The following is a 16,743-nucleotide window of genomic DNA, read 5'->3' as shown; positions in this document are numbered from 1 at the left end:
TGAAGAATAATAACTATTCTTCAACATAGGAATCAATGTCAATGTCTAAGTCATCACAGATTCCTTTTAATTGTTCGTATAATTTTTCATCGATTGCCACGCCATTTGCTTCAGCATCAGCAATCCTTTTGACTTCCAGATCTCCCGGAATTGCTACAGTTTCACCGGTTGCCCTTACCTGTGAGATGAAGTCTTCGGTATTTGCCTTGAATTCATCAAAGTCTCCAAATTTGGAAGGGTCAATTACGACATATAAGTCTCCTTTTGTACAGTCCTTATCCGGTGAAGCGGTACCTGTTACTCCAAGACCGTATCCTGCCTGTACCAATGGTCCGGTTAGGATTTCAATCAGTAATGATAAAGCATATCCTTTGAATCCTCCGAATGGTAAAATTGAACCTTCAAGCGCTGCTTCAGGATCATTTGTTGGGTTTCCATCTTTGTCTAATGCCCAACCGTCAGGTAAGTCAAGTCCTTTTCTTTTTGATTCGATGATTTTTCCACGTGCAGTGACTGAAGTAGCCATGTCCACGGTAATGTATGAATCTGATGGAATTCCTAATGCAAGAGGATTTGTTCCGATTAATTTATCCTTGCCGCCTAATGGTGCGATAGCAGGGTCGGTATTTGCTAAAACCAAACCGATGCAGTTTTCTCTTAATGCTAAATCAGAATAAAATCCTGTAACTCCGAAGTGATTGGTGTTGTGGACACCAACACATCCAATACCTACTTCTTTAGCTTTTTTAATTGCAATCTGCATTGCTTTATATGATACTGCTTGTCCAAATCCGCTATTACCATTGATTAATGCGATAGCAGGGGTTTCTTTTTCAATAGTTATGTTTTCTTCTAAATTGATTGTGCCTGCTTTGATACTAATTAAATATTGTGGGAATCTTCCAAGTCCGTGTGATGTGAATCCTTTTAGGTCAGCATCCAATGTAGCTTCTGCAACTAATTCTTGATCTTCTTCGCTAGCTCCAAGCTTAGCCAATATCTCTTTTACAAGAGCCATTTCCTTATCTTTCATTATCTTCATCTATTCATTCCCCCTTTTTTTTGATAATTAGTATTCAATTTCAGATCCTTCGAAAGTCTTGACGGTGATTTTTTCATCATCTGTTACCTTACCGATTATTTGACATTCGCAGTATTCTTTTAAAGTTTCCATAATTTTATCTGCTTCGCCTTCATCACAGATAACAACAAAACCGACACCCATGTTGAAAACTTTGTACATTTCCTTGATGTCGACGTTCTGTTCATAAATGAGTTTAAATATTTCTGGAACTTCCGGAAGGTTATTGATATCGTATCCCACACCTTTTTTCAAACGTCTGAGGTTGGTAAATCCTCCTCCTGTAATGTGGGCAAGTCCATTGATATTATATTCTTTTTCAAATAGGCTCACGATAGGTTTGACATATAGTTCTGTTGGCCTGATTAGCTCTTCACCTACTGTGGTTTCGCCGTTAGGCATCTTATCGTCAACGGTAAGTCCTGCATCATCAAATAATGCTTTTCTTGCAAGGCTGTATCCGTTGGAATGGATTCCATTACTGTTTATACCAATCAGGACATTTCCCGGCTGGATATTTTCGCCGGTAATGATTTTGTCAACGTCCACAAAACCGATACCAGTTCCTGCAAGGTCAAAGTCTTTAATGATTCCCGGAAGTGAAGCTGTTTCCCCTCCGATGATTGCGATTTTTGACTCGTTTGCACCTGTCACCAATCCTTCAGCAATTTCTGCTGCTCTTTTAGGGTCAGGCTTTTCAACGGCAAGGTAATCGACCAATGCTATTGGTTCAGCTCCGACACATAATATGTCGTTTACAACCATTGCAATACAGTCGATACCTACGGTATCGTATTTGTTCATCATTTCAGCAATTAAAATTTTACTTCCAACGCCGTCAGTACTCATTGCGATAGCCTTGTCACCTAATCTTACCAAAGCCGCATAGTGACCACTGTCGGTAATAATATCTCTACATTCCAATGTTGATTTGAGTTTGTCTGCCAGTGCTGAAACAGTAACTGCTTCCAAATCAATATCTACACCGGATTCTGAATAAGTAACCATAATTACACCTATTTAAAAAATAAATTTAATGTTGTAATTGATTTACAACATTTTTATAATACTATATATTTTGTTTTATATAGTATTTAATTTTTTTTAATGAATTCTTACGCAATCCAAATTGACTGGGGTTTTGGTCTCAATCTTATAGCTTCTATGAATTGATGAGGCCAAGTCCACTGCTTTGTATGGGTCACCATGACATGTGATGACTCTTTCAGGCCTTGGATTGAGCCTTTTGATATATTCCATCAGTTGTTTTCTGTTGGAGTGACCACTGAATCCATTAATGGTTTTAACTTGCATTCTAACGCAGAATTGTTTGGTTCTTCCATCGTCATCTTCAAGAGGAATTTCTTTCCAGCCTTTTTGAACTCTTCTACCCATTGAACCTTCTGACTGGTATCCTACGAATATGATTGTATTTCTTTCATCTTCACATAGCCATTTGAAGTATTCGACGGAGTTTCCTCCGGTCAACATACCTGATGTTGAAAGGATGATTGCAGGCTGTTTTGCTTCGACAATATCTTTTCTTTGGTCATGATTCTGGACTTTCTTGAACATGTCTGAGACAAATGGATTTCTTCCCATGTGGAAGATTTGATCCCTTAAGTCTTTGCTTAGGTACTCAGGTCTTGCGGTGTGGATTGCTGTAGCTTCCCAAATCATTCCGTCAATATAAATTGGTACCTCTTCAATCATTCCATGTCTCATGTACTCTTCAAGCACAACCATCAGTTCCTGTGCCCTTCCCACAGCAAATACCGGAACCAATACTTTTCCTCCACGTTTGAGGGTTTTGTAGATGGTTTTCATCATTTCCTTTTCGGCATTGTTTCTGGAAGGCTGCACATCTTCCTTTCCACCGTATGTACTTTCCATGATTACTGTTTCGGCACGTGGGAATCTGATTGTAGCAGGTTCGAGTAATCTTGAAGGTTCATATTTGAAGTCTCCAGTGTATACCAAATTGTAAGCACCGTCTCCAATGTGCATGTGGGAGATTGCGGAACCTAAAATGTGTCCTGCATTATGCAATGTCAGTCTTATGTCCGGTGAAATGTCAGTTACTTCACCATAATCTAAAGTGATTGTATTTTTAATTTGATGTTTTACATTTTTTGATGTAAAAGGTAGTGGATTGCCTTCTCTGTGGGCAATATCCAAATGATCAAACTGTAAAAGGGTGGTTAAATCCCTGGTTGGAGTTGTACAGTAAACCGGTCCATCATATCCGTAATGGAAAAGGTAAGGCACAAATCCGCAATGATCTAAGTGAGCGTGAGATATAATGACTGCATCCAATTCCTCAATTGAAAATTCAGGTGCATTTAACATTGGGAATGCATTTTTATTGTCTGATGCAGCAACATTAACACCACAATCGAGCAAAACACGACTGTTTGGTGTTTGCAATAACATTGAGGAACGTCCTACTTCTTTATATCCTCCCATTGAAGTAACTCTTGCCCAGTCATTTGGGAATTTACTTCCTTGGTGAATTTGACGTCCGAGCTTTTGCAGCAATTTTTTCCTGTCTTTGCTGCTGTTCTTTTGGATAGTTCTAATTTTTCCAATAATGTCTGAACTAATCGGAGGGGTTCTTAATATTTTAGGTGCCCATCCGGTATTTTTAACGATATTTCTTGATGTCACACCGTATTTTCCAATGACAAGTCCTGGTTTTTTAGCGGTAATCACTACTTCGCAGGTTACGGTGTCAAAGTAAATATCTGTAATTTCAGCTCCGTCTGGAACTATTTCATGAATTTTATTTATGGTTTCTTCTGGTTCAAGTAATGCACTTTTGTCAGATCTAATAATAATTCTTTTTCTAAGTTCTTTTGCAAGTGATCTGATTAGATCTCCATTTTCAGTAATAATTTCTGGATTTTTGGTATAGACTACCACTTCCGGTCCTTCAAATTCCACTTTGGAAACCTGAATTTCATCTGGTAGTTTACTTAAAATCTCTTTTTTGATATCTTCTAAAATGTCTGAAGTCATATAATCCCTTCAAAAAAAGTTTGTGTAGGATAATAGTTTATGAAAGCATTTAAGCTATAATTAGTAAAATTCCATAAACTATCTACACTATGTTATATAAAAAATAGTTAGTTATGAAAAATTAGCTTATTACTTATAGTTTTCCAAGAATCTCATTAATTTTTTCATTATCTAACATTTCAAAGCCGTTTTCATCTACTTTAGCGACTAAATATCCGTTCCCGGAGTAGGTGTCACGTTCAGCAGCAGCCCTTATAGCTCTTATGGCTATTTCAATTCCTTCGTCAGTTGTTAAATCATCTCTGAATCTGTCTTCAAGCACACCGTATGCTACGATGGAACCTGATCCAGTTGAGATATAAGTATCTTCAATCATACCTCCGGCTGGGTCTAATGAGTAGAGAGATGGTTTGTCTCCGTCCATTCCTCCAAGTAATGTTTGGACATACATTGGTCCGGAACGTAGGATGTTTGCTGTTAATGATGCAGCAGCCTTGACGCTAATTGCATCGTTGTTTCTCATTTGGTAGAGTGAAACTTCTGCTTCAATAACTTTCATTAAACTTTGAGCATCTCCAACGGAACCAGCTATGGTGGTTACAATGTGATCGTCAATTTTAAATATTTTTTCTGCTACTTTGTGAGCTACAAGGTTTCCCATACTAGCCCTTCTTTCGCTTGCAAATACAACTCCGTCTTTACAAGTAATTCCAACGGTTGTTGTACCTTCTAGTATTTTATCATCCATTTAAATACACCTCATATAAGTATTTAAAATATCTAATTTCAACTACTCATAGGTTAATTTAACAAAATATAAACTAATCTAGCGATTAATTTTATTTAAAATCAGAATCAATAATTAGTATAAACTAACAATACTAATATTAGTTATTTGTATATATAAAGTTTTCTTTTGAGTGGGTGTAGATGAAATATAAAAAAATTGGAGATGTCCTGATATTGGACAAGAAATATCCCGATGAGGATTTCGAGGAGTTATCAAAAAAGCATCACGTTAAAACAATCATGAAGATTGACCACATTCAGGGAACTAAACGTGAGCCGGTTTATAAGGTTCTTTATGGTGAGGAAACTGAAACAGTCAATAAGGAAAACGGGTGTCTGTTTAAGTTGGATTTGTCAAAGGTGATGTGGTCAAAGGGCAATAACAATGAACGGCTGAGAATTGCCCAATTGGTCGGCGATGGCGAAACCGTAATCGATATGTTTGCGGGAATAGGCTATTTTTCCATTCCAATTGGCGTTCATGCAAATGCCCGTGAGGTTATCTCGATAGAAATCAATCCCAATTCATATCATTTCCTCTGCGAAAACATCAAACTGAACAAGCTGGATAACATCACCCCTGTTTTGGGGGACTGCATGGTGGAAACTCCAAAATATAATGCCGACAGAATCATAATGGGTTATGTCAAGACAACTCATCATTACCTGAAAGTTGCCATCGACAGTTTGAATGAAGGTGGGATCCTGCATTATCATGAAACCGTTCCTGAAAAGCTAATGAATTCAAGGCCGATAGAAAGAATCATTTCTGAAGCTGGCAACCGCCCTGTTGAACTGTTGGAAATAAATAAAATAAAAAAGTATTCTCCAGGAGTCTGGCACGTGGTTATTGATGCTCGGATAGATTAGATATCTTTTTTAAAAGGGTTTCATTTAACCATTCTTTGTTGACGTATTTTTCATATACGCAAAGCCTTTCAATCAGCTCAAAACCATCATCTTCAGTCAGGTTTTTAAGCTCATCAATTCCCGGCCATGGAGAAGTAATGTTTACATAATCCGGACTTACCGGTGAAACTCCACCCCAATCGTCAGCGCCGCATGACAGGAATACCTGGGCTGTGTCCCTGTTCAGATTAGGTGGAACCTGGATACTTACGTCAGTATCTTTAAATAATAATCGAGCTGCGGTAACAGTTCTGATCATATCTAAAAAGCTTGGTTCAGGCCAGTCTTCCATTTCAATTCCAGGTATCGGTGTGAAATTTTGAATGATGACCTCCTGAATATGACCGTACTTGTCATATAAATCTTTAATGGCAAGCAGGGATTCTGCCACTTCTTCATGAGTTTCGCCGATTCCAATTAAAATGCCTGTTGTGTATGGAATTTTAAGTTTTCCGGCATTTTCAATGGTTTGTAGTCTTATTTTAGGATTTTTTCCAGGACTTTTATTGTGTGCAGGTAGTTCCATTAGTCTTGAAGATGAATTTTCAAGCATCAATCCCATTGAAGCGTTTACTTCTTTAAGCCTTTTCAAATCCTCATAGGAGTAATTTCCTCCGTTGGTATGCGGCAGAAGAGAAGTTTCATCCAATGTCATCTGGCATATGTCAACGACATAGTCAATCATTTTTTCATAACCATATTCCGCCAATTTTAAACGGACTGCCTCTTCTTCATCGGCATCCTCACCGAATGTAAATAAAGCTTCCTTGCATCCATATTTTTCAGCTTCTTTCAAATCCTCTAGAATCTCTTCTTTACTTTTTAAAAGAATCACATCAGGATCATCAGGATGCTTTTTAAAATTACAGTATCCACAATCGTTTTTGCAGATTTCAGTTAATGGTATAAAAATATTTTTAGAATAAGTAATAAGATTATTCTCCCTATATTTCATGGTTTCTGACATGTATTTCCTGATTTCACTGTCAGTTGCATTCAATATGCGGAGAATATCCTCTTTAGTTAAATTTGATGTCATATTTAATCTTCACGTTCAGAAACGGTAACTTCCACATAAAGCGGAGGAATTTCATTTTTGTCTTCCCAAATTGCGATAATAACATCAAAACTCGGAAGTTCAAATACTTTATATTCAACAACAAGCCCCATGGATTCCAGTTCTTCCTGCATTCGCATAAATCCCTTGTTGTCCACATCACTTGTAACATTTTCGCTTCTTTTGATGTTTTTATCTCCCACTTCAAGAATTTCTGAAATTTTTTCGGATGTGGCATCCAATTCGGTCCCGCCTAGAATTTCCCCAATTTCTGTGAGTTTTGAGTCAAATTCATTGAGCGGCAGAACTTTTCTGGATCTGCCTCTAACAATCAATATCCTTTCATTATCTATCGCAGGTCTTGATCCTTTAAATGCATCGAAAAATCCCATTACTTGGCCTGCAAGTTCATAAGTTTTTTTCATTAAATCATTTCCTTAGATATTTAATTCAGCTTTTAATTCTCCAAGTGTAGTTACTTTTTCAGCATATGCATTGTGTCTGTGAATACTTTCCTGGTTCTCTTGACGTGCAGTAATCAATGTGTCGTCAGGGAAATCAGAATATTTCTGAACAATTTTTTCCATCATGTTTCTTACACAATCTTCAACGAAAACAGGATTTCTGTGAGCATTCATTACTGTTGCATTTTCATCAGGTCTCTTGAGTAATTCACATACAGGTGAACTCATTGAAGTTTCAATAATATCAATCAAGTCTTCTGCTTTCACATATTTGTCTTCAGGAACTTCAATTAATAATGTTCCTACTCCCCTTTGATTGTGTGAAGCAAAAGTAACTGTATCTAAAACTTTTTGAGTGGTTTCCTCATCTAAGAATTCCAATAGTTTTGTCTTATCAGATTCTCTTACTGACTCTTGTGCACATGGGCACACGGTCATTCCAATAAGTTCTGCACCTATGCTTTTTCTGATATCCACGTTACCCTCTTTATCCCTTAGCCCAATGGCTTTAGCTTTTAGATGTGCCATTTCTTGGGTTTTGTTTTTGGTAACTGGAGATTCCTTCATGAACATAAAATCAGTTGTCATTGATATTTCAACACGTTCTGCGTATTCGTGTTTAGTCATCATTTTGTCAACAATTTTTGCACATAATGATTCAACATCTACGGTAGAGTCTTTAGCTACATCTTCGAGGACTTCGCTAATGGCTTCCGGGTTCCTGGACATGTGTACTCCTTTTTGATCACTTGGTAAATCAACAAATGCGTCAAAAGTAGGTACCAGTATTATAGGTCTTTTATTTGTTCTTTTAAGTTGTAATAATTTCTTAACTCCAGTAACGCCCACTCTTGTTAGTTTTATAGGCACACTTGGAGCGTCGTCCTGAGTATCGGGTAAGCAAACTGCCAATTTTATAACCTCTATTTAAATTTATTTAAATATTATAATATTTGTATGTCTTTTTATATAAATACCTAATAAAATCAACATTGACACGGCAATATTTTTATTGGTGTGAAAAAAATTTTTTACAAAATAAGATAATAAGAAATAAATTAAAAAGTAGTTTGGTTAAACCACTTTTTTTTAAACAAAATTATAAGATATTGGATGATCCCATATCTTCTTTAATAACATCAAGAACAGTTTGGGTATATGTTCTTTCTATAATTGGGTCTTTTAATAATTCTTTAATAAATGCGTTTAATTCATTGGTGTTTCTGAATTTTGCGATTAAAAATGCGTCGTATTCTCCAGTAACATCATAGATTCCAACTACATTCTTGTTAAAGAATGTTTTTTCTTCCCAATTTTTAAGTTTTCCACCTTTTACTCTTACTCCGATAATGGTGGTTAAAACGAAACCTAATTTTTCATGGTCGATAACTGGGGAGAATTTTTTAATTACTCCGGATTTAACCATTTTATCAATACGGTTGTGAACAGTTCCAACAGAAACATCTAAACTGCGTGATATTTGTCTGTAAGATGTTCTTACATCTTCATTGATAATTTTTAGGATGTTAATATCTGTATCATCAAGTTTTACTACATTATCTTTAGTTTTCACCATTAATATCTCCCTTTATAGTTTTTTTTATAATATTTGGTTAATTTGTAAATTAACCATATAATTTATAATAATGTTTTTATAATATATAAAACTTTGTCTAGTTTTTCAATTATTTATTTATTTTTATTAAACAATAATTATTAAGTAATTTTTATATTGCCTTTTTTTTATAAAATATGATTGAATAAATAAGGCTAGGGAATTTTTTCATATTCTTCTATACTATTTTGAAATTTATCTAAATATCATTTAATTTTATCAAAATATTTTTAATATTTTCAATTCCAGCATCAGTTTTAATCCCTATTGGATTATAATGGGTTTTTATGGCTTTGAACCCTTCCTTTTCAAGTTCATTCAAAATAAGTTCAAATTTTGGAGCACTGATTTTTAAGGATTTGCATATGCTGTGAACGTCGTAAAATGTTGCAGGTCCGTCACATTCCACTAGACATTTGTTCAATAGTTTCAAAGCTTCTTTTTCGCTATTTATTTTTTTATTGTCTGCTTCTTCAATCATCTTTTGAATAAATTCGCCATCCTGAATTTTTCCTAACCATAAAGGTCCTGCATGAACTAACTTTTCACCGCAAACAGGACACACTTCATCAATAGGACTGGCCAGACCATTGCTGGTTTGCCTGTGTAAGCAGTGTTTGCAGTGACTGATGTATCCTATGTTTTTCAGGGATTCGTCAGTTCTTTTTGAACCTTTTTTAATTTCAAGATACATTCTCATATAATGTTCAGTGCTGTGTGACATTTTCACTTCAATGAGCTTGGCATATTTTGAAAGAGTGAGTGCGACAAAACCTGCCAATATTCTAATTCCTGTCTCATGGCAGTATTCACTTTTGTAAGGTTTTGAATTATATTTTCTGATGCAGGGTTCTTCGTATGTTCCGCATAATGCTGATGTGTCGGTTGCGGTAACGCACATCAGTGAGTTTCTTCTGGCACAATATCCTGCAGAGTCTAGAAATGGTGAGGGTGTGCCGAATGGATCTATGTCGATGACATCGAATTCGCCACGTTTCATCCTCAAGAACATGCTGGCGTCATGCTGATATACATGAACATCATTTAAGTTGTTCAGTTCGATGTTGTGCCTTTCATAATGATTCGCTGTTTCACTTATGTCATTGATTGAAACCTCTCCGACACCATCAATCTCATTTTTATATCTCACGCCTCTTATTCCGCTTCCTCCAAACAGGTCGCATATGTTTATTTCACGGTCCTGCTCCTTTTGGAATACTTGGATTGCAAGAATAGACAAATCCCTGTTTAATTCCATGTGAGGATTATAAAAAACTGGTGCCGCTGATGAAACCTTTTCATATTCGGGAAATTCGATTTTTGTTAATCCCTCTTCAATACTTACTATTTTATATTCGTCCATTACTTCTCACTCTTAATTTTTTTTAATAACTATATTTTAAATATTATTAGATTTAAATATTAGTATGGTAATTTAATTTAATTTGGTGATGATTGTGTCAAATATTAGAGTTCCTATTGCTAAACCGATAATCGGTGATGAAGAAATTGAAAATGTAGTTGAAGTGTTAAAATCAGGAATGATTGCCCAAGGGCCAAAAGTTGAGGAATTTGAGCAGAAATTTGCTGAATGGGTTGGAGCAGAATATGGTATTGCTGTCAACTCAGGAACTGCAGCTTTGCACACTGCATTGCTTGCATGCGATATCGGTCCGGGAGATGAGGTAATCACAACCCCGTTCACATTCATTGCAAGTGGGAACTCAATTGTTTATACCGGTGCAAAACCTGTATTTGCAGACATTGACTTGAAAACATATACATTAAGTCCTGATGCGATTGAAGATGCAATAACTGAAAACACTAAGGCAATCATGCCTGTTCAATTGTATGGTCAGTCTGCAGAGATGGACAGAATCAATGAGATTGCTGAAAAATACGGATTGATTGTTATAGAGGATGCCGCACAGGCTCATGGAGCAACCTTCAAAGGTCAGAAAGTCGGAAGCATGGGAGACATGTCCTGCTTCAGTTTTTACCCAACAAAAAATATGACTACTTCCGAAGGAGGAATTATCACCACTGATGATGAAGAGTTGGCCGATAGTGCAAGAATGTTCAGGGCACATGGGGCAACAGTCAGATATCACCATAGTGCAATAGGTTATAACTTTAGGATGACTGATATCTCCGCAGCCATCGGTCTTGCGCAATTGAAAAATATTGACGGATTCAACGATAAGAGAATAGCCAATGCAGACTATTTAAATAAAGGTTTGGCTGACGTTGATGGAATTATCACACCTTACTGTGCTGACGGCTCAAAGCATGTATATCATCAGTATACAATTAGGGTTGAAAAAGGAGACCGTGACGATTGGGTTGACATAATCAACGATTGTGGTGTTGGAACAGGTATTCACTATCCGATTCCATTGTATAATCAACCAATTTACATGGCATTGGAGTTCGAAGGATACTGTCCGAATGCTGAACTTGCGGCAGATAATGTAATTTCCCTACCGGTCCATCCCTCATTGACCCAAGAGGATTTGGATCTTGTAATTGAAGCGGTAAAAACCGCTTCCAATGAGTTAGATTAAATTCTAACTTTTTTCACTTTTTTTTTAAAATTATTTTAACATTTCATTTACTGTATCGACTTTAGCGTCTAAAGTCCTGTTTTCAAGGTCTCTTCTGTCATCCACTTTTATGACAGTGTATACCCTACCGATTCCCAGTTCAAAAATCGCTTCTTGAGCTGTGGCAATTGCAGAATATAACTCTTCAAGATTGTCTGCTTCTATTTGTGTTCCCATTCCGGTCAGTTGATAGTTTAATCCGGAATCTTTTATTGATTGCACTGCTGCAGTCACATAATCTTTACATTCTGTAGTTTCTGTTCCGACGGGTAATATTGCAAAATCACAAGTAATCATTTTTTCACCTACTAAAATTATTTATTTATTGTTTAATAAACTAATTGGTAATGGTCAAATTAGATAAAGATGAATTTAATGAAATGATTTTTACAAGAATCAATAACCTGATTCGCGATTATGAACTAATAAAAGAAGGCGAATTGATAGCTGTTGCATTGTCTGGTGGTAAGGACAGTGTATTGACTTTACATGCTCTGAAAAATTATCAGCAATTTCTGGATTTTGATTTGGTGGCAATCAGTGTTGATGAGGGTATTGAAGGTTACAGACAGCATGGAATTGATTCAGCTATCCAAAACGCTCGTGATTTGAATGTTGAACTTGTTCAAAAGTCATTTAAAGATGAAGAGGGTTTCGCTTTGGATGACATATACTCTGATTTTAAAAGTGCTTGCATCCCTTGTGGGGTGTTTAGAAGAAATATTTTGAATAAGACCGCTTATGAACTTGATGCCGCCAAAATTGCCACAGGTCATAATTTGGATGATGAAATACAATCATTTTTGATGAGTTTTGCTAGGGGAGATACAATCAAATTTTCCAAATTCGGGCCTGAACTCGATGTAATCCATCCTAAACTCGTTCCAAGAATCAAACCGCTGTGGAACACTCCAGAAAAGGAGGTTGGAATGTGGGCTGTTATAAACAACATTGATATTCACCTTGATGAGTGCCCATATTCTCATTTGTCCCTAAGGGCTAAAATCAAGGAATTCCTAAATGTCAGTGAAGACAAGTATCCTGGTGTAAAAAATAATGTGATGGAGTCATTTAAACAGATTTTAATGTTTGAAAATGATGTAACTCCAAGCCTTAATGAATGTGAAGTCTGTGGTGAGCCGACTTCATCCAACATCTGCAAGGCCTGTGAGTTAAAAGACTTAATTTCTCAAAATTGCGAAAGCCATGTAGGCAATAAATAATATAACTAAAATAGCTCCCTCTTTTTTGTCATATTTGTCCTGTGTCTTACCGAATACGAAACACAATATGGTAACAAATAACATGAATAGGACATCAATGAGCATACTTGAGTCAAGAGGTATTGCACTTATTGCACTGCTTGCACCAAGCACGAACAATATGTTAAAGATGTTTGAACCTATTACATTACCTATAACCAACTGGTTTTCTCCTTTCTTTAAAGCGGTAAGTGAAGTCACAAGTTCAGGCAAAGAGGTACCGATTGCCACAATGGTTAAACCTACTAAAGTTTCACTCATTCCGAATGCTATCGCTATAGCTGAAGCGCTGTCTACAACCAAATCTCCACCGATTATGATTCCTGCAAGTCCCACAAGTATGAAAACAATGCTGTATGGGAGGCTGTATTTTGGTTTTTCGACTTCGTTTGCGCCTCCGGATTTTTTAGTGTCATAAACAAGATATGCAATATATGCAATCATGATGACAAGTAAAATTATTCCTTCAATGTTTGTTATGTCCCATCCAATTATTATGAAAACCGCCCATAAGACAGTAATGCATACAAGGAAAGGCAAATCTTTTTCAAGAACCTGTTTTTCCATTAATAATTCACTTAAAAGTGCTGCAATACCGATAACCATTAACATGTTAAACAGGTTACTTCCAATAACGTTACTTACAGCCATCGCATTGCTTCCGGTAAGGGATGAAGTAATTGAAACTGCTGCTTCAGGAGCACTTGTTCCCAATGCCACAATTGTCAGACCAACAATAATTGTAGGTATCTTCAAAAGGGAAGCTATGCTGCTTGCCCCATCAACAAAAAAGTCAGATCCTTTAATCAAAAATACAAATCCCACAATTAGTAAAACAACTTGGATTATTATTGATGTGTCCATTTTCTACTCCTCTTCAATTTCCTCTTCAGGCCCCAAATCGGTAACGATGACCTTATCGATTTGATGGCCGTCCATATCGATTATTTCAAAGACAAATCTTCCACATTCATACACGTCCTCTTCATTAGGGATTGTACCGCTTATACTGAGTATAAATCCTGCTAATGTGGTGTAGTTGTCTTCCTCTTCATCAGGTAATGAATCTTTAAAGTCGAATAGTTCCTTAAATTTATCAATAGGGTATCTTCCATCAATCAGCCATGTTCCGTCAGCTCTTTGAATAGCTTCAGGTTCATCTTCCTCATCAATTCCAGGAATGTCTCCCACAATACCCTCAAGCAAATCGTTCAATGTGATTAATCCTTCAACGCTTCCGAATTCATCGACTACAAGTGACATATGAACATATCCCTGATTTTCCTTGAATTCCTTAAGCAATTCCAATGTTTCAAGGTGTTCGGAAACCACTAAAGGCTCTTTCACGATTTTGTGCACGTCAAATTTATCTTCAGTGAACATTGCTGAGAGGATGTCCTTTGCCTGAACGACTCCAATGAAATCATCAAGCTCTCCGGAAGCTATCGGGAAAATTGACCTTTTACTTTCAATGATTTTTACCTTATTGATTTCCCTATCGTCTTCCAAATCAATCCAGATTATCTCATTTCTAGGGGTCATTATGCTTTCAACCTTTTGGTCGTCAAGTTTGAAAACCCTTTTGATAATGTCTTCCTCTTCTTTTTCGATAGTTCCGTCTTCCCTTCCTTCCTTAATCATCAGTTCGATTTCTTCTTCAGTCACGACATCTTCGCTTTTATCTTCAATTCTCATCAGCCATAAGAGAAAACGGCTTGATTTGGCTAAAATGAAACTGACAGGCTTTGAAACCTTTTCAAGAACCACCATGCTTTTTGCAACTTTCAGGGCAATTCTTTCAGGGTCATTCAATGCAATAACCTTTGGCACAATCTCTCCGATAACCAATGTCAGGTAAGTGGTGACAATAACAACTATTGCAACACTTATCGGTCCGCTGTATGGTATAAAAGAAATATATGCAGCTAGTGGATCGGCTAATGTTACTCCACCAAATGCACCTGTCAAAACACCAATCAGTGAAATTCCAATCTGCACTGTTGATAAAAATTCGTTAGGGTCTTCTAATAAATCAAAAACAATTTGAGCGTTTTTATTTCCTTCTTCTAAGTATTTCTGCATTTTCGCCTTTCTAATGGATACAACGGCAAGTTCTGCCATTGACAGATATCCGGTGAAAATTATTAAAATTAATATAATAATTATTTTGAGTGTCGTCCCAATCATTTCTAACAAACCATTAAAACTATTTTAGTTCGCTGGCCTTCATGAAGCCAGTGTTTCCATATATTTTGTCCTGCATTTCCTGAACCGCTTCGGAGGCTTCTTCTCTTGTGGCTACCTTTTGGAAAATACGTCTTGATTTAACTTTCAAGGTCTTTCCGCATACGCATTTGCGTGTAGCAACTCCTTCCTTTGCATATAATGCTCTTCCACAGTCACAACGAAATATTAAATACATGGTCTTTCCATTTATAAAATCAATAGTAATTATATTATTAACAATATATTATTTAAAATTAATTATTACATCCCGAATATTTTCATGAATAATGGTATGAAAACTTTGGAAGGCAAAATTACCAAGGTCGCAATGCTGACTCCAAGGTTAGTTCCAATGACTACCAGCAGTATTCTGAATATGTTATTGTGCCATAGGTCCTTAAAACTTTCTATATGGGCAAGATTCTTGATGTCGCTTTGTCTTACTTTTCTGAACTTGGCTTCACACAATCCTGAAAACCATCCTGCTGCAAGCAATGGGTGTATGATGGTCAGTGGAGCAACCACTCCTCCAACAATTGCGGATTGGATTTTGGATCCTGAAAGGATTGATCCGATAAATCCCATAAGCATGCTGATGACAATGAACTCATAGAGGTTCCCTGTGATGTTTATCCCGCTAAAATATGCCAGAAAAAATATCACAACAAACAAAATAGGAATCAATGCCAAAATTATTTTTGCCCATGGAATTCCATTTTTTTCCTTGATTACTTCCAAATCCCTTAAATTTGGCAATGTTTCAGGGTTGTCCAAGTATCTTTCGATTCCAGGCTTGTGTCCTGCTCCGACAACTGCAATGACATGGTCCTGTGGGATTCTCATTATGCTTCCCGCCAGGTATGCGTCCCTTTCATGAACAAGTACTTCGTGGACGCTAGGGGCTTCATCCTTAAACATTTCCATTAACTCATCCAGGTTGTCAGGATTTTTAAGCTCCTCCACATCGACTTCCTCATCATCACCATATCCGAAAGCAGAAGCTATCAGGCTAACCATGAATTTGGCCTTTTCCATAAAGCCCATCTTATTCAGGGCCCTTTGAAGGGTAATGCTGATGTCTCTGTCGATTAGGGCAATTGGGATTCCCAAATCCTCACTGGCTTCGATGGCACCAATCATTTCTGAACCCGGTGCAACATCCAGATCCGCCCCAACCTTGGATTGGAAGTAGCTTAAAAGTGTGGTTGTGAAAAATAATCCTACTTTGTTTTCTTTGATGATTTTAGTAACTGATATGGTATCATCCTGTTCAATACCCATCATTTCCTGTTTTAATTTGGTGTATCGACCTCTGTCAAGCTCGATAGCAACTACATCAGGTTGGTGTTCGTAGATTGCATCCTTCACTTCTTCAACACTTTCCTGTGATACGTGAGCAGTACCTATAATTTTTAAACATTCTCTTTTCAAAAAAACACTTCTTTGTAAATTTAATTATCTAATAATATTATGAAATTTAAATATATAAAGTTAATTCATTATCTTGATATATGGCAACATTGTCGGTTATGTTTCTCATCACTGACAGCTCAATATCCTCTCTGTAACCGAGTTCAGTCAGTCTTTTGGCAGTTCTTGAATTTAGAAATGCTTCCTTTACCAATTCATAGTCTCTGGTTGCTAAAATTGCAGTTTGTGCATATTCGCTCAACTCGCATTCTTCCAGATTCTCACTTATCCAGTACAAAATCTCGCCTG

General features: G+C 36.7%; 18 protein-coding genes. 3 read left to right on the top strand and 15 right to left on the bottom strand.

Translation table 11 applies throughout. The features are described 5' to 3' along the window. Nucleotides 1–13: 13 nt before the first annotated feature. The 4 genes from comC to psmB all read right to left on the bottom strand — a co-directional run bounded on the left by comC (nucleotide 14) and on the right by psmB (nucleotide 4,847). Nucleotides 14–1,042 carry an L-sulfolactate dehydrogenase gene (gene comC / locus QZN27_RS04895; RefSeq protein ID WP_296784441.1) on the bottom strand — a complete coding sequence of 343 codons (1,029 nt, stop codon included), beginning with the start codon at nucleotides 1,040–1,042 and terminating at the stop codon, nucleotides 14–16. A 27-nt stretch (nucleotides 1,043–1,069) separates the two neighbouring features. After that, nucleotides 1,070–2,089 (bottom strand): phosphoribosylformylglycinamidine cyclo-ligase, encoded by a 1,020-nt coding sequence (purM, locus tag QZN27_RS04890; protein WP_296784439.1) that lies wholly within the window; start codon nucleotides 2,087–2,089, stop codon nucleotides 1,070–1,072. Between the two features lie 96 nt (nucleotides 2,090–2,185). Beyond that, the gene (locus QZN27_RS04885) at nucleotides 2,186–4,099 is read right to left on the bottom strand and encodes a beta-CASP ribonuclease aCPSF1 (protein ID WP_296784437.1); all 1,914 of its coding nucleotides are present in this window, start codon (nucleotides 4,097–4,099) and stop codon (nucleotides 2,186–2,188) included. Nucleotides 4,100–4,232: 133 nt separating this feature from the next. After that, entirely contained in the window at nucleotides 4,233–4,847 is a 615-nt protein-coding gene (gene psmB, locus QZN27_RS04880; protein WP_292601887.1) for an archaeal proteasome endopeptidase complex subunit beta, read from the bottom strand. Nucleotides 4,848–5,029: 182 nt separating this feature from the next. On the opposite strand from psmB, the gene QZN27_RS04875 reads away from it, so the two are divergent. After that, complete coding sequence (locus QZN27_RS04875) at nucleotides 5,030–5,758, top strand: class I SAM-dependent methyltransferase family protein (RefSeq protein WP_296784435.1); 729 nt, start codon at nucleotides 5,030–5,032, stop codon at nucleotides 5,756–5,758. Here the strand turns inward: QZN27_RS04875 and cofG are convergent. The 5 genes from cofG to QZN27_RS04850 form a co-directional block, all read right to left on the bottom strand. Beyond that, on the bottom strand, nucleotides 5,736–6,836 hold the full coding sequence (gene cofG, locus QZN27_RS04870) for a 7,8-didemethyl-8-hydroxy-5-deazariboflavin synthase subunit CofG (protein WP_296784431.1): 1,101 nt from the start codon (nucleotides 6,834–6,836) through the stop codon (nucleotides 5,736–5,738). The genes QZN27_RS04875 and cofG overlap by 23 nt on opposite strands. Before the next feature lie 2 nt (nucleotides 6,837–6,838). After that, nucleotides 6,839–7,279, bottom strand: a complete 441-nt coding sequence (locus QZN27_RS04865) for a DUF2120 family protein (RefSeq protein ID WP_296784428.1) — start codon at nucleotides 7,277–7,279, stop codon at nucleotides 6,839–6,841. A gap of 12 nt (nucleotides 7,280–7,291) precedes the next feature. Beyond that, nucleotides 7,292–8,230 carry a GTP cyclohydrolase MptA gene (gene mptA / locus QZN27_RS04860; RefSeq protein WP_296784426.1) on the bottom strand — a complete coding sequence of 313 codons (939 nt, stop codon included), beginning with the start codon at nucleotides 8,228–8,230 and terminating at the stop codon, nucleotides 7,292–7,294. A gap of 187 nt (nucleotides 8,231–8,417) precedes the next feature. Continuing rightward, nucleotides 8,418–8,894: an Lrp/AsnC family transcriptional regulator gene (locus tag QZN27_RS04855; RefSeq protein ID WP_292807033.1), complete on the bottom strand. Its 477-nt coding sequence runs from the start codon at nucleotides 8,892–8,894 to the stop codon at nucleotides 8,418–8,420. Between the two features lie 238 nt (nucleotides 8,895–9,132). Further along, nucleotides 9,133–10,296, bottom strand: coding sequence for a tRNA (guanine(10)-N(2))-dimethyltransferase (locus QZN27_RS04850; RefSeq protein ID WP_296784424.1), 1,164 nt, complete (start codon nucleotides 10,294–10,296; stop codon nucleotides 9,133–9,135). A gap of 94 nt (nucleotides 10,297–10,390) precedes the next feature. On the opposite strand from QZN27_RS04850, the gene QZN27_RS04845 reads away from it, so the two are divergent. Beyond that, nucleotides 10,391–11,497, top strand: coding sequence for a DegT/DnrJ/EryC1/StrS aminotransferase family protein (locus QZN27_RS04845; protein WP_296784421.1), 1,107 nt, complete (start codon nucleotides 10,391–10,393; stop codon nucleotides 11,495–11,497). A 30-nt stretch (nucleotides 11,498–11,527) separates the two neighbouring features. On the opposite strand, the gene QZN27_RS04840 is transcribed toward QZN27_RS04845, so the two are convergent. Beyond that, nucleotides 11,528–11,833, bottom strand: coding sequence for an MTH1187 family thiamine-binding protein (locus tag QZN27_RS04840; RefSeq protein ID WP_296784418.1), 306 nt, complete (start codon nucleotides 11,831–11,833; stop codon nucleotides 11,528–11,530). Nucleotides 11,834–11,883: 50 nt separating this feature from the next. On the opposite strand from QZN27_RS04840, the gene QZN27_RS04835 reads away from it, so the two are divergent. Further along, complete coding sequence (locus QZN27_RS04835) at nucleotides 11,884–12,759, top strand: TIGR00269 family protein (protein WP_296784415.1); 876 nt, start codon at nucleotides 11,884–11,886, stop codon at nucleotides 12,757–12,759. Here the strand turns inward: QZN27_RS04835 and QZN27_RS04830 are convergent. The 5 genes from QZN27_RS04830 to QZN27_RS04810 all read right to left on the bottom strand — a co-directional run. Further along, complete coding sequence (locus QZN27_RS04830; protein WP_296784413.1) at nucleotides 12,718–13,662, bottom strand: calcium/sodium antiporter; 945 nt, start codon at nucleotides 13,660–13,662, stop codon at nucleotides 12,718–12,720. The genes QZN27_RS04835 and QZN27_RS04830 overlap by 42 nt on opposite strands. Nucleotides 13,663–13,665: 3 nt before the next feature. Continuing rightward, nucleotides 13,666–14,985, bottom strand: coding sequence for a hemolysin family protein (locus QZN27_RS04825; RefSeq protein ID WP_296784410.1), 1,320 nt, complete (start codon nucleotides 14,983–14,985; stop codon nucleotides 13,666–13,668). 19 nt (nucleotides 14,986–15,004) lie between these two features. After that, on the bottom strand, nucleotides 15,005–15,220 hold the full coding sequence (locus QZN27_RS04820; protein ID WP_292601910.1) for a DUF1922 domain-containing protein: 216 nt from the start codon (nucleotides 15,218–15,220) through the stop codon (nucleotides 15,005–15,007). A gap of 65 nt (nucleotides 15,221–15,285) precedes the next feature. Beyond that, nucleotides 15,286–16,455 carry a TraB/GumN family protein gene (locus QZN27_RS04815; RefSeq protein ID WP_296784407.1) on the bottom strand — a complete coding sequence of 390 codons (1,170 nt, stop codon included), beginning with the start codon at nucleotides 16,453–16,455 and terminating at the stop codon, nucleotides 15,286–15,288. A gap of 46 nt (nucleotides 16,456–16,501) precedes the next feature. Continuing rightward, on the bottom strand, nucleotides 16,502–16,743 hold a 242-nt coding region (locus tag QZN27_RS04810; protein ID WP_296784406.1), incomplete at its 5' end, for a 2-phosphosulfolactate phosphatase.

Source organism: uncultured Methanobrevibacter sp. (genome assembly GCF_900316895.1).
Classification (GTDB): domain Archaea; phylum Methanobacteriota; class Methanobacteria; order Methanobacteriales; family Methanobacteriaceae; genus Methanocatella.
The sequence above is the reverse complement of the archived record's forward strand: the minus strand, read 5'-3'. Positions and strand labels throughout refer to the sequence as shown.